The sequence below is a fragment of the Mycobacterium sp. genome, assembly GCF_019243155.1.
Lineage (GTDB): Bacteria > Actinomycetota > Actinomycetes > Mycobacteriales > Mycobacteriaceae > Mycobacterium.
The window spans coordinates 1-13,341 of the sequence record NZ_JAFAUS010000151.1; the positions used below are offsets into that span (position 1 = coordinate 1).

Below are 13,341 nucleotides of genomic sequence, written 5' to 3' on the forward strand. Positions count from 1 at the left end.
ACCGGGAAGATCGGCGACGGAAAGGTGTGGGTTTCGCCGGTTGAAGCAGTGTTTCGCATTCGGACCGGTGAACGCGATCACGATGCGCTGTGATTGATGCGCTGTGATTGGTGTGAGATATGCCTCTTTCCGTTCCCATTTTGCGGATTTTCTTGATCGGGCGGCGCGAAGCATCGGCGACAGTCGTTAGCGTCAGCGGTAAAGGTGCTGGAAGCGTGGAATTCCGGGTTCGCCGGGAAAACCAGTGCATTACGGCATAATCCGTGTTTGAACGGGATTTCGTTGCTTGAAGTGACGCAGATTACCCCGAACGAAATTCACTCCTGGCCACTCTGAGATTGACCGGTAGACTCGTCAAAACCAGTCGCATCAGCGCCTTTCGGTGCTGAGTTAACCCGGAGGGCCGCAACTGTCGCGGCACGGTCCAGCGATGTTTGCCTCCGTGCCGACAACCACAGCAAAGGCGGTGCCACCGTGAGTGTTTTATCCGGCCGACAGGCCGACCACGATCTTAAAGACGGACGAGTTTTCGAAATCGATAGCACCACCGTGTTGCGAATCCCGGTTCACCAAGGTCCGATCAGCGATCTCGCCGTCAGCCCGGAGGGCGGTCGGCTCATCGTGACCAACTACGGCCGCCACACGATTTCGATCATCGACACCAAGACCGGCCGGGTCATGGACGCCATCGCGGACTTGCCCGAACCGTCCGCGGTCGCCATCAGCGGTGCGGACGCCAACCGCGCATACATCAGCACCGCCACCGCGGGGTATGACGCGATAGAGATCGTCGACGTCACCGCGGGCGAACGCATTGCGTCGCACCGGGTGGCGCACAGCGTCAGCGATCTGACGGTGCATGAAAACTTTGTCTACGCCAGCCGGAACGGCGTGCGCGGCGCCGATATCGCAATGGTGGACATCGCCACCGGCGATCTCGAAGCGGTCGAACTCGCGTCCACGCCGGGCACCACCACGGAATGCCTGTGCATGAGCCCCGACGGACGCCGCCTGTATGTCGGCACGAACGCGCCGGCCGGCGGCAACCTGGTCACCATCGAGACCCGAACCCGATCCGATGACCGTCGGGTCGGTGGCCGCTCGCGTATCGCCGGCATCGTCGAGCTCGGCTTGCCCATCCGCGATGTGGCGCTCAGCAGCGACGGCGGAACCGCGTACGTGGCCAGCTGCGGTCCGGTCGTGGGCGCGGTGCTCGACGTGATCGACACCCGAGCGAACAAGATCGTCAACACCCGAAAGATCGACGAGATCACCGGCCCGCTGACCCGGATGGCGCTCAGCGCCGACGGCCGGCGGGCCTATCTGGTCAGCGACGACCGCATCACCGTGCTGTGCACCCGCACGCTGGATGTCGTCGGCGAGGTCATGGTTGCTTCGCAGCCGTCCTGCGTGGTGGAAAGCCCCGACGGCAGGAACCTGTACATCGCCGACCACACCGGCGTGGTCTTCGCCGCGCAGATCGCGGTACCGGCCCGATCGGCCCTCGAGAGCGGCGCAACCGTGCCCGACATGTCGGTCGCCTGGATGCCCGAGTTCGCACAGCGCGAACCGGCACTCGCCTAGCCCGCTTACGATCTCCAAAGGGCAATGCGGCGAAGGATATTCACCAAACAATCCTCGACGCCGCGCGCCCAGGATGGTGGCCGCCCCCGAACCGTCGGTGGCAATCTGGACCATATCGGCTAACCCGGGCTTAGGGTGATAGGCGGTCGACGGCTCACGTTAAGGCGGTACATCAGTGGACAGCACCATGCAGGACTTTCCGTTGACGATCGGCGCGATCATGCGGCACGGCTGCGGTGTCCACGGGGCGCGCACGGTCACCACCGCCACCGGCGACGGCTACCGGCGCAGCAGCTACCGTGAACTGGGCCAACAGGTGGCGCAGCTGGCAAACGCTTTGCGCCGCCTCGGCATTACCGGCGACCAGCGGGTCGGGACGTTCATGTGGAACAACGCCGAACACCTGGCGGCCTACCTTGCGATCCCGTCGATGGGCGCCGTGCTGCACACCCTCAACATCCGACTCTTCCCCGAACAGATCGCGTACGTCGCGAACGAGGCCGAAGACGCGGTCGTGCTCGTCGACACGTCACTGACGAAACTGCTCGCCCCGGTGCTGCCCCGGCTCGAGACCGTGCACACGGTGATCCTCGTCGGCGACGGCGACACGGGCCCGTTGGAGGAATCGGGCAAGACCGTGTTGCGGTATGCCGACGCGATCGGTGCCGAGTCGAGCGAATTCGACTGGCCCCGGATCGACGAGACGTCGGCGGCCGCGATGTGCTACACCAGCGGCACCACCGGTAACCCTAAAGGCGTGGTCTACAGCCATCGTTCGAGCTTCCTGCACAGCATGGCGGCATGCACCACCAACGGCATCGGGGTGGGATCCAGCGATATCGTGCTGCCGGTCGTGCCGATGTTCCACGCCAACGCGTGGGGCCTGCCGTACGCGGCGCTGATGGGCGGTGCCGACCTCGTGCTGCCCGACTGCCATCTCGACGCCCGGTCGCTGATCGACATGATCGAGAAGTTGCGGCCCACGATCGCCGGCGCCGTCCCCACCATCTGGAACGATCTGCGGCATCGCCTGGAGGACGACCCGGACCACGACCTGTCGTCGCTACGCCTGGTGGCCTGCGGCGGCTCGGCCGTTCCCGTGTCGCTGATGCGCACCTTCCAGGAAAAACACGACGTCTTGATCCGGCAGCTGTGGGGCATGACGGAAACGTCTCCGATGGCCACCACGGCATGGCCGCCGCCGGACACCCCGGAGGAACAGCACTGGGCGTTCCGCGGCACCGCCGGTCAACCGATTTGCGGCGTGGAACTGCGCGTCGTCGACGACGACGGCGAAGTGCTGCCCAGTGACACCGTGGGTGAAGTGGAGGTCCGCGGCCCGTGGATCACCGGCTCCTACTACAAGGGGCGCGACGAGTCGAAGTTCGACTCCGGCTGGTTGCGCACCGGCGACGTGGGCCGTCTCGACGAACGCAGCTTCATCACCCTGACCGACCGGTCCAAGGACGTCATCAAGTCCGGTGGGGAATGGATCTCCTCGGTGGAGCTCGAGAACCAGCTGATCGGGCACCCGGACGTCGTCGAGGCCGCGGTCGTCGGGGTTCCCGACGAGCGCTGGCAAGAACGTCCGCTCGCCGTCGTCGTGGCCAAGTCGGGCTCGTCAGTGGACGCCGCGAAGCTGCGAACCTTCCTCGCGGACAAGGTCGTTCGGTGGTGGCTCCCCGAGCGCTGGACGTTCGTCGACGAAGTGCCGCGCACCAGTGTCGGCAAGTACGACAAGAAGGCGATGCGGGCGCGGTACGCCGAGGACGGTTATGAAGTGATCGAGGCGCGCGACTGACGTTCCGCGCGCTGCCGCGGGGAAGGTGAGGCGAGCATGGGCCTGCGGGTCATCCAGTGGGCGACCGGGTCGGTCGGCGTGGCGGCGATCAAGGGTGTGCTTGAACACCCCGACCTCGAATTGGTCGGCTGCTGGGTGCATTCGGACGCCAAGAACGGCAAGGACGTCGGCGAGATCATCGGCGGACCGCCGCTGGGCGTGATCGCGACGAACAGCCTCGACAAGGTGCTCGGGATGGATGCCGACGCGGTGATCTACGCGCCCTTGCTGCCCAGCGTCGAGGAAGTCGCCGCGCTGCTGCAGTCGGGCAAGAACGTCGTCACCCCGCTGGGCTGGTTCTATCCGAACGAAAAAGAAGGCGCCCCATTGGAAGTCGCCGCACAGGCCGGTAACGTCACGCTGCACGGTGCCGGCATCGGCCCGGGCGCGGCTACCGAGCTGTTCCCGCTGTTGGTATCGGTGATGTCGACCGGCATCACTTTCGTTCGTGCCGAGGAGTTTTCGGACCTGCGCACCTACGGCGCGCCGGACGTGCTGCGCTACGTGATGGGCTTCGGCGGGACGCCGGACAAAGCGCTGACCGGACCGATGCAAAAGCTGCTCGACGGCGGGTTTTACCAGTCCGTCCGCCTCTGCGTCGACCGGCTGGGGTTCGCCGCCGATCCGCAGATCCGCTCCTCGCAGGAGGTGGCAGTCGCCACCGGGCCGATCGACTCGCCTATCGGGGTGATCGAATCCGGGCAGGTCGCCGGCCGCCGCTTCCACTGGGAGGCGATGGTGGGCGATACCGTGGTCGTCCGCATCACCGTGAACTGGCTGATGGGATCCGAAAACCTGGACCCGCCTTGGTCGTTCGAGCCCGAGGGCGAGCGTTACGAGTTCGAGGTGCGCGGAAACCCGGACACCTTCGTGACGGTGAAGGGCTGGCAACCTGAAAGCGTCGAGGAGGGGTTGAAGAGCAACCCCGGGATCGTCGCGACGGCCGCCCATTGCGTGAATGCGGTCCCGGCGACCTGCGCCGCGCCCGCGGGTATCCAAACCTTCTTCGACCTGCCGCCCATCACCGGCCGCGCCGCTGCTCGGCTGGCGCGCTGAAAGCCGTTACACAGATGGGACATTCGATCATCGTCGCCGAGTCTCGTGTCGTTGCCGTGGGTGTCGAGGACGCCTTCGGCCGCACACTGCCGGCCCCGCTCCCGGTGGTCTTCAGTCGCCGGCGCGGAGTCTTTCCACCCGTTAAAGACGTGCGCGACCAGACGGGTGGCTGGGACGCCCCCGGCCAGACCCGCACCGTGCTGCTGGCCGGCGGGGCGAGCATGCGCGAGGAGCTCACCAGCGTCGACCCGCCCCGGTCGTTCGGCTACCGGCTCACGACGATCACCGGCCCGCTGGCGCTGCTGGTGGACCACGTGGTGGGCAAGTGGTTCTTCGCTCCAGTGGCCGGCGGAACCGAAATCACCTGGCGGTGGGACATCCACCCGAGGTCGGCGCTGGCGGCGCGGTTGCTGCCGCTGTTCGCCAGGCTGTGGAAGGGCTACGCACGCCAAGTGCTGGCCGACCTCGAGGCGATGCTTACCGCCTGACTTCGGTAGCGTCTGATCCATGTGTCGACTCTTCGGGCTGCACACCGGGACGCACGTTTGCACCGCAACGTTTTGGCTACTGGATGCACCTGACAGCCTGTCCGAACAGAGCAGGAGAAACCCGGACGGATCCGGCATCGGTGTCTTCGACACTCACGGCCGTCCGGAGCTGCACAAGGAGCCCATCGCGGCGTGGCAGGACGCCGAATTCGCCACCGACGCACACCAGATGTCCGGCACGACGTTCATCGCCCACATCCGGTACGCGACCACCGGTTCGCTCGGGGTGCTGAACACCCACCCTTTCCTGCAGGACGGCCGGATCTTCGCGCACAACGGCGTGCTCGAGGGGCTGGACATCCTGGACGCGCGGCTACGCGAGGTCGGGGCCGACCATCTGGTCCTGGGGCAGACCGATTCGGAGCGGGTGTTCGCCTTGATCACGGCCTCGGTCCGCGCCCGGAACGGTGACGTGTCAGCCGGTCTCGTCGATGCCATGGAATGGCTGGCGGCGAACATCCCGATTTATGCGGTCAACGTGCTGCTGTGCACGGCCACCGACATGTGGGCGCTGCGCTACCCCGAAACCCATCAGCTCTACCTGCTGGATCGAACCGGTGACGACTCCGCGGCGGAGCCCGAATTCGACTTACGCACCAAGCGAATTCACGCGCAGTCAGAGCAACTGTGCACGCGCAAGTCGGTGGTGTTCGCCACCGAGCCGATGGATGACGACCCGCGCTGGTGTCTGCTGGATGCGGGTGAACTCGTACATGTCGACGCCGAGTTGCAGATCAGCCGGCGCCTGGTGCTGCCCGATCCGCCCCGGCATCTGCTGCGTCGCGAGGAACTCAGCTCGCCGGTGGAGGAATCACAGCACGCCCTGCCGAGTACCCGGCGGTTGGCATGACAACCAGGCGGGCGCTGGTATTGGCCGGTGGGGGTATAGCGGGAATCGCTTGGGAGACAGGCATTCTGCGGGGTATCGCTGACGAGTCGCCGGAGGCGGCGCGGCTGCTGCTGGATTCCGATGTGCTGGTAGGGACCTCGGCGGGTTCGGCGGTCGCCGCGCAGATCAGCAGCGGCGCCACCCTGGACGAGTTGTTCGACCGGCAGGTCGCCGAGGCGTCGGCCGAGATCGACTCCGGTGTCGACATCGAAACGATCACCGAGTTGTTCCTGGCGGCCCTCGGCGAGCCGTACGAAGGCTCGGGCAGCAAGACCCGACAACAGATGCAGCGGATCGGCGCCGTCGCGCTGGAGACCAAAACCGTTCCCGCGCCGGTGCGCCGTCGGGTGATCGAGCAGCGCCTGCCATCGCACGAGTGGCCCGATAGGGCGTTGCGTCTCACTGCAATTGACGTCGAAACCGGCGAATTGGCCGTTTTCGATCGGCAGTCGAACGTCGACCTCGTCGATGCGGTGGCTGCCAGCTGCGCAGTGCCCGGAGCGTGGCCCCCGGTGGCCATCGCCGGGCGGCACTACATGGACGGCGGGGTGGCCAGCTCGGTCAACCTGGCTGTGGCCGTCGACTGCGACGCGGCGGTGGCGCTGGTGCCCTCGGGCGTCGACGTGCCTGCCCCGTTCGGCGCCGCCCCGGTCGCCGAGATCTCCTCGTTCCCCGGCGCGGCCTTCGGGGTTTTCGCCGACAACGACTCGCTCGCCGCCTTCGGGCCCAACGCGTTGGATCCGGCGTGCCGGGTCGGTTCGGCCAGGGCCGGTCGCGAGCAGGGCCGCCGCGAGGCGGGAGCCATCGCGCGATTTCTGGGCATCTGAACGGGCCTGACGCACAGGGGATTTGACTGCTTCAGTCCTCAATCGCCGGTGGGGTGAGCTGGTCGGTGCCGGCTTCCAGAGCGTCCAGGGCATCGTCGGCCAGGTCCCGGCCGGCAGCGATCACCTCCACCGCCCGGTGGAACTCGAGGGCCCGGCACGTAGAGCGCGGCACTTCGATCAGCAGGTCGGGCGGGTAGACCGCGAGGGTGTGTCGCGCCAGCGCGGATTGGGCGATGTCGATCGTCCGGTTCATCACCTCGAAGCTGCCGAGCTTCGGAACCTCGGGTGAGAGGTCGGCCAGCTCGACCGCGCCGTCATCGTCGGGCTGCTCGGCATCCGGATCGTCCGGCCAGCTCTCCGCATCGGAAGACGGGACGCCGAACCTGCCCAGCACCGCTCGCGCGGTGGGCCGATCGAGCAGCGCGGTGGTGCTGCGCATCATCCGGTTCAACCACTCCACGGTCGCCCCGGGTTCGGCCTCGCGGCGCGTGATCGCCTCGCTGCCGGACAGGCTCACCGCGATGGTCAGGTCGGCGTTGACCGCCGAAAGTGGAGCCATCGGCAGCGGATCCAGGATGCCGCCGTCGGCGAGCAGCCGCCCATCGACTTCGTGCGGGGCGATCACGCCGGGAATCGCGATCGACGCCCGGATCGCCTCGTCGAGGGGGCCGCGCTGAAACCACACCGACTTCCCGGCCAGCAGGTCGGTCGCCACCGCGGTGTAGGGGATGGGCAGCTCTTCGATGGCGACTGGGCCGAGGATGTCGCGCACCGCGTCCAGAATCTTCCCGGCCCGCATCACCCCGGCCGCGCTGATGGACGGGTCCAGCAGTCGCAGAATGGTGCGCTGCGTCAGCGACTTGGCCCAGTCGGCGAATTCGTCGAGGCGTCCGGCCGCCTCCAGGCCGCCGACCACCGCACCCATCGAGGAGCCGGCGATGCCGACGACCTCGTAGTTGCGTGCCCGCAGTGCCTCGATCACCCCGATGTGCGCGTAGCCGCGGGCGCCGCCGCTGCCGAGTGCCAGTGCCACCCGGGTCGGTGCCGATCGACGCGTCGCCGGTGCGCCAGATTCGCCGGGCATGGCTTCATTTTCCGCGCCGAGCGGACCGTCAAACGGGTTGGGCGACACTTTTTCCACCCGTGATCCCAATTGCGCGACGCCGAAAGCGGGCCGCTACCCGCACTCGTCGTTGGCGGCCGCACGCGCGGCGACGATCACCGCCGACTGACGCGCCAGTGTCAGCTTCGCCCACGGCGCGTTCCAGCTGCCCGCGGTGCCCGACGGCGACGCCTGAACCATCGCCAGATACGGCTCGAACAGCGACGCACCGGTCTTGGGCTGGCCGTCCATCCACTCTTTCGCGGCGTGACAGGCCTGGTAGTACTCCGTCTCGGTCGAGTCGGCGGGGATGTCGACCCTGGTCGTCACGCCAGCGGGGGACAGCCCAACGGTGCCCGGTGGCGCCGCCGTCGGGCCGCCGGGGATGCCCGACGGCCGGGCGGACGAGGGCGCAGGGTTGCCGCCCGCGGGGTTGGAGTTGGGGGGACTGTGGGCACCGTGTGAGCATCCCGCGACCGCCAGTAAACCGGCCGTCAGCACCACCGCATCCCATCGCCCAGACCGCTCACCGCACCAACGCACGGTGCCAATCTATGCAACACTGGCTGCCGTGATCGAGCCCTACGGATTTAACGAGTGTTGTCGGGCGTAATACGCCGCCGCTTGTCCCATCCGTTTTCCCTGGAGCTCCAGCCATGTCTGTACCCCTTGCCACCGCGGCTGCGGTGCGCCCACGTACCTCTGCGTCCCCTGCCGCAGGGCCGACCCGCCTGCGGGTGCCGGACCTGTTGTACGCCACCGATCAGGCCGCCGACGACGTGCTCAGCGGGCGCTGCGACCACCTGCTGCCCGAGGGCGGGGTGCCGGCCGCCGAACGCTGGTTCACGCGCATCCACGGCGACGACGAACTGGACGTCTGGCTGATCAGCTGGGTTCCGGGCCGCGCCACCGAATTGCACGACCACGGCGGCTCCTTGGGAGCGCTGACCGTGCTCTCCGGTTCGCTCAACGAATTCCGTTGGGATGGAAGAGGTTTGCGGCGCCGACGCCTCGATGCCGGTGATCAGGCGGGATTCCCGCTGGGCTGGGTGCACGACGTCGTGTGGGCACCGCGGCTTGCCCCCGAGCCTGCCGCGGATTCCGTTGCCGGGCTTGTCTTTCCGCCGCAGAATGCGGCGACGGTGCAGCCGACCCTGAGCGTGCATGCCTACTCGCCACCCCTGACCGCGATGTCCTACTACGAGATCACCGACCGCAAGACGTTGCGCCGTCAGCGCACCGAACTGACCGATCAACCGGAAGGACCCTGATGAGCCGCGTCGACGTAGTTCTGCGATCAGCCCGGCGCCGGTTTCGCCGCCTCCCCCCGACGGAGGTGCCCGCCGCGCTGCGGCGCGGGGCGGTGCTTGTCGATATCCGGCCGCAGGCCCAGCGCTTCCGCGAGGGTGAGATACCCGGTGCGTTACTCATCGAACGCAACGTTCTGGAATGGCGCTGCGACCCGACCAGCGACGCCAAGCTGCCCGAGGCCGTCGGCGACGACGTCGAATGGGTGATCGTGTGTTCGGAGGGCTACACGTCCAGCCTGGCGGCTGCCGCGCTGCTGGACATCGGCCTGCACCGCTCCACCGACGTCGTCGGGGGCTATCACGCGCTGGCCGGCGCCGGCGTGCTGGACCAGCTCAACGGCGGTGCGACAACCCCGAGCCCCGGGGATTTGGCGAACGCCGGTACGCCAAGTCGCCGCTGGATCTAGCTAGCCGTGCAGCAGCGGGCGCAGCCGGTCCGTTTTCTCCTGCGTCCACCCGGGCGGCGGCAGCACGGCCGCCCAGCCGTCGGCGACGTTCGCGATGTAGCGATGGCCGTGCCCGTCGGGCACATCCAACGCCACCGCCATGTCGGCCGAAACCTGCAGGAACGTGACGACCGGGATCCAGCGCGTCTGCGGCAGCACGTCATAGCCGCGCGGCTCTTCCAGCCAATCGGGCTTGCTGAACAACAGGTCCGGCGTCCACCATGCGATCGGATCCGACGCGTGCTGCAGATACACCACCCGCGGGTGGTCCCACGGGCTGTTCGGGCGCGCCAGATCGCTTGGCCGAGCGACGAATCGGACGGCTATGCCGTTGTGGTAGATCGGTAACCACTGCGGCGACCCGGCGTCGCGGGTCGACGTCAGATCGGTCCAGATCGTGTTGTTGAACGTGGGCCCACTGAACAGGGCGCCGTCGGTGCGCGCCAGCACGTTGTTCAGGCTCATGAACGGCGCCTCGCCGCCGAACGAGCCCAGGCTCTCGCCGAACACGACGAGCTTGGGGCGCTGGCCCTCGGGCATCTGCCGGATCAGCCTGTCGACGGCCTCGAAGAGCGCCTGGCCGGCGTGCCGCGCGTTCTCCTTGTCCACCAGGAACGAGAGCCAGCTCGGCAGGTACGAATACTGCATGCTCACGATCGCCGTGTTGCCGTTGTACATGTACTCGAGCGCCGAAGCTTCCGACTCATTGATCCAGCCGGTGCCGGTGGTGGTCCCCACCGCGACGACGGCACGCTGTAATCCGCCCGTGCGCTGCAACTCTCGGGCCGCCAGCTCCGCGGTCGCCGTGATGCCGTCCTTGGTGGAATCCAGGCCGGCGTAGGCCCGGATCGGCTCGGTCGCCGGGGTTCCGTTGAATGCGCTGAGCTGGTTGAGTTTTGGACCGCCCTCGATGAAGACGCGGCCCTCGCGGCCCAGCGACTCCCACGACACCAGGGATTGTGGGCCACCCGATCGCAGCGGGGTTTTCGGCGGCGCGGTCTCGGGATTCATCTCGTCGTTCGCCGTGGCGAAGGTGTTGTTCATCGTGCGCATCGCGAACTTGAGCACCACGCCGTTGAGCAGGGTGATGGTCAGGACCAGCAGCAGGACGACGACGATGGTCGCCGACAGGCGGAACGGTACGAACTTGTCCACCTGGCCGACCAGGAAGCTGACCAGCCAGCGAATGAATTGCCCGATCTCGACCAGGGTGAACAGCACCACCACCGACAAGCCCGCCGCTATCGGGTAGTCGTACCAGCTCAGATGGGCGACACCCATCAGGTCGCGGACGTCGTCCTGCCAGACGTGGAACCAGATCGCCATCAGCGTTTGGCCGACTACGGCGACCGGGATCAGCACCATCCACGCCCAGCGCGGTGGGGGTGGGCTGGACTCCTTCTCGCGCAAGAAACGCACCAGCCAGACGGTGAATACGCCCAGCCCGTAACCGATGGCGCCCGAGCAGCCGCTGACCAGTCCCTGGAACAGCGGTCCCCGTGGCAGCAGCGACGGCGTCATGGAAAACCAGATGAAGATCAGCCCGACCGCCGTGCCGGTGAAGGTGTAATGCCTTGCCCACCAAGGTCTCTTGGCGGGTTGCGGGACGGGGGACTCGGCTTGCGGGCCCCCGTCGACTCGGGGCTCCTCAGTAACGGCCACCGGCTGCTGCGCGGCGTCGGCATTCGTGGTGGAGCCCGATTCGCTCATGGAAGCGTGTCCTAGCGGTGGGTGAAGTTGGGTGGACGCTTCTCGACGAACGCCGACATTCCCTCGGACTGGTCCTCGGTGGCGAAGGTCGAGTGGAACAGCCTGCGCTCGTAGAGAAGTCCTTCGGCCAGAGTGGATTCGAAAGCGCGGTTGACGGCTTCCTTGGCCATCCTGGCGGCCGAGCGCGACATCTGGGCGATGGTAGTCGCGACCGCCTTCGCTTCGGTCAGCAGGTCGTCGGCGGGCACCACCCGCGAAACCAAGCCGCTGCGTTCGGCTTCCGCGGCGTCGATCGTGCGTCCCGTCAGGATGAGGTCCATGGCCTTGGCCTTGCCGATGGCGCGGGTCAGCCGCTGCGAGCCGCCCATGCCCGGCAGCACACCGAGTTTGATTTCGGGCTGGCCGAACTTGGCTGTGTCGGCGGCGATCAGCACATCGCACATCATGGCAAGCTCGCAGCCACCACCCAGCGCGTGCCCGGCGACGGCCGCGATCGTCGGGGTGCGGACGGCGGCGAGTTTGGCCCAGGGGGCGAAGAAGTCGGCATCGAACGCGTCGGCGAAGCTCAGGCCGGCCATCTCTTTGATGTCGGCACCGGCGGCGAACGCCTTGGCCGAACCCGTGATGACGATCGCGCCGATCCCGGCGTCGTTGTCGAATTCGGCCGCCGCACTGGTGACTTCGTTCATCACCTGAGTGTTCAGCGCGTTGAGCGCTTTCGGTCGGTTCAGCGTGATGATGCCGACGCGCTCGTCGCGCTCGACCAGGATGGTTTCGTAGGTGTCCGTCACGAATTCGCCTCTCTGGGGAAACTCAGGTCGTCGTCGACCGGCGCGAAGTACGCGTCGACGTCGGCCGCGCTGACTTCGGCCAGCGTTGCCGGTGACCACTTCGGATTGCGATCTTTGTCGATGATCTGCGCGCGGATGCCCTCCACCAGGTCGTGCGAGCGGGCCGCTGCGCTCGACACCCGATAGTCCTGCACCAGAACGTCTTCCAGTTTTTCCAGCTTGGCGGCGCGGCGCACCGCCTGCAACGTCACCGACGCCGCGATGGGGGAGCGACTCGCGATCAGGTCGGCGGCCTCAGCAGCGGGGCCTCCGTGTTCGCGAAGCGCGGTGAGGATATCGGTCACCGTGTCACCCGCGTAGCAGGCGTCAATCCAATCACGCTGTGCGACAAGCTCACTCGCTTCAGGCTCGACGGCATACCTGGCGATCCCGCCCTCGACACCGTCGGAAACGATTGCGGCCGTGAGCGCCTCGAGGTCGCTGTGCGGCACGTAGTGGTCGGCGAAGCCCATGGCGATGGCATCGGCCCCGGAGAACGGCGCGCCGGTCAGGGCGGCGTGCAGACCCAGCGCGCCCGGCGCGCGGGACAGCAGGAATGCCCCACCGACGTCGGGGACGAATCCGATGCCGACCTCGGGCATCGCGATCTTGGAGGTTTCGGTGACCACCCGATTGCTCCCGTGCGCACTGACGCCGACGCCGCCACCCATCACGATGCCGTCCATCAGGGACACATAGGGCTTGGTGAACCGGCCGATCTGACCGTTCATCAGATATTCGTCGCGCCAGAACCGCCGCACCTCGACCCCGTCTTTACGGGCGCTGTGATAGACGGCGACCACGTCACCGCCGGCGCACAACCCGCGTTCACCGGCGCCCGAGAGCACCACCGCGCTCACCGCGTCGTCGTCTGCCCAGCGGGTGAGGATGGCGCGCACAGCGTCCACCATCTGCTGATTCAGGGAGTTGATCGCTTTGGGGCGGTTGAGCGTGATCAAGCCGATGTTTCCGTCGACCCGGGTTAGAACCTCATCGGATTCGTCGGTCACGCCCTGCCTCCCGTCGTCGATTTCGTCTCGGGGAAAAATCTAGATCGTCACGACCGGCGCGATGCCCGCGGGTAAGGGTTATGTTTAACGCGACGACAAGAGAAGAAGCCGCAAAATCCAGGAAATGACCAGGTCGACTGGGAACCTGGGCGGCATGCTGATCGTTGAGTTGGTGTTCGCACAGCTCGA

At 67.0% G+C, this 13,341-nt stretch carries 14 protein-coding genes; 9 read left to right on the forward strand and 5 right to left on the reverse strand.

All coding sequences use genetic code 11. The annotated features are described in order from the left end of the window. From JOZ00_RS07365 to JOZ00_RS07395, 7 genes are all read left to right on the forward strand, one after another. Positions 1 to 93, forward strand: a 93-nt coding sequence (locus JOZ00_RS07365) for a P-II family nitrogen regulator (RefSeq protein WP_293341915.1), incomplete at its 5' end; no start/stop codon positions are given. Between the two features lie 381 nt (positions 94 to 474). Next, complete coding sequence (locus JOZ00_RS07370) at positions 475 to 1,584, forward strand: YncE family protein (protein WP_293341815.1); 1,110 nt, start codon at positions 475 to 477, stop codon at positions 1,582 to 1,584. A gap of 175 nt (positions 1,585 to 1,759) precedes the next feature. After that, a complete protein-coding gene (locus JOZ00_RS07375) occupies positions 1,760 to 3,385 on the forward strand; it encodes a long-chain fatty acid--CoA ligase (protein WP_293341818.1) in 1,626 nt (541 codons plus the stop codon). Positions 3,386 to 3,421: 36 nt separating this feature from the next. Next, a complete protein-coding gene (locus JOZ00_RS07380; protein WP_293341821.1) occupies positions 3,422 to 4,480 on the forward strand; it encodes a dihydrodipicolinate reductase in 1,059 nt (352 codons plus the stop codon). Positions 4,481 to 4,494: 14 nt separating this feature from the next. Continuing rightward, the gene (locus JOZ00_RS07385; RefSeq protein WP_293341823.1) at positions 4,495 to 4,968 is read left to right on the forward strand and encodes an SRPBCC family protein; all 474 of its coding nucleotides are present in this window, start codon (positions 4,495 to 4,497) and stop codon (positions 4,966 to 4,968) included. A 19-nt stretch (positions 4,969 to 4,987) separates the two neighbouring features. Next, positions 4,988 to 5,878, forward strand: a complete 891-nt coding sequence (locus JOZ00_RS07390) for a class II glutamine amidotransferase (RefSeq protein ID WP_293341825.1) — start codon at positions 4,988 to 4,990, stop codon at positions 5,876 to 5,878. Then, on the forward strand, positions 5,875 to 6,744 hold the full coding sequence (locus tag JOZ00_RS07395; protein ID WP_293341828.1) for a patatin-like phospholipase family protein: 870 nt from the start codon (positions 5,875 to 5,877) through the stop codon (positions 6,742 to 6,744). Before JOZ00_RS07390 ends, JOZ00_RS07395 begins: the two co-directional genes overlap by 4 nt. A gap of 31 nt (positions 6,745 to 6,775) precedes the next feature. On the opposite strand, the gene JOZ00_RS07400 is transcribed toward JOZ00_RS07395, so the two are convergent. Together JOZ00_RS07400 and JOZ00_RS07405 are read right to left on the reverse strand one after the other, a co-directional pair. Beyond that, positions 6,776 to 7,828, reverse strand: a complete 1,053-nt coding sequence (locus JOZ00_RS07400; protein ID WP_293341829.1) for a patatin-like phospholipase family protein — start codon at positions 7,826 to 7,828, stop codon at positions 6,776 to 6,778. A 93-nt stretch (positions 7,829 to 7,921) separates the two neighbouring features. Further along, the gene (locus tag JOZ00_RS07405) at positions 7,922 to 8,389 is read right to left on the reverse strand and encodes a lipoprotein LpqV (protein ID WP_293341832.1); all 468 of its coding nucleotides are present in this window, start codon (positions 8,387 to 8,389) and stop codon (positions 7,922 to 7,924) included. Between the two features lie 113 nt (positions 8,390 to 8,502). On the opposite strand from JOZ00_RS07405, the gene JOZ00_RS07410 reads away from it, so the two are divergent. Next, the gene (locus JOZ00_RS07410) at positions 8,503 to 9,117 is read left to right on the forward strand and encodes a cysteine dioxygenase (protein ID WP_293341834.1); all 615 of its coding nucleotides are present in this window, start codon (positions 8,503 to 8,505) and stop codon (positions 9,115 to 9,117) included. Then, positions 9,117 to 9,563, forward strand: coding sequence for a rhodanese-like domain-containing protein (locus JOZ00_RS07415; protein WP_293341837.1), 447 nt, complete (start codon positions 9,117 to 9,119; stop codon positions 9,561 to 9,563). Before JOZ00_RS07410 ends, JOZ00_RS07415 begins: the two co-directional genes overlap by 1 nt. Here the strand turns inward: JOZ00_RS07415 and JOZ00_RS07420 are convergent, their stop codons facing one another. The 3 genes from JOZ00_RS07420 to JOZ00_RS07430 are packed head-to-tail and all read right to left on the reverse strand — an operon-like array spanning position 9,564 to position 13,152. After that, positions 9,564 to 11,312, reverse strand: a complete 1,749-nt coding sequence (locus tag JOZ00_RS07420; RefSeq protein ID WP_293341840.1) for an alpha/beta-hydrolase family protein — start codon at positions 11,310 to 11,312, stop codon at positions 9,564 to 9,566. A gap of 11 nt (positions 11,313 to 11,323) precedes the next feature. Next, positions 11,324 to 12,103, reverse strand: a complete 780-nt coding sequence (locus tag JOZ00_RS07425; protein WP_293341843.1) for an enoyl-CoA hydratase — start codon at positions 12,101 to 12,103, stop codon at positions 11,324 to 11,326. Next, on the reverse strand, positions 12,100 to 13,152 hold the full coding sequence (locus JOZ00_RS07430; protein WP_293341846.1) for an enoyl-CoA hydratase/isomerase family protein: 1,053 nt from the start codon (positions 13,150 to 13,152) through the stop codon (positions 12,100 to 12,102). The genes JOZ00_RS07425 and JOZ00_RS07430 overlap by 4 nt, the downstream gene beginning before the upstream one ends. Between the last annotated feature and the right edge of the window lie 189 nt (positions 13,153 to 13,341).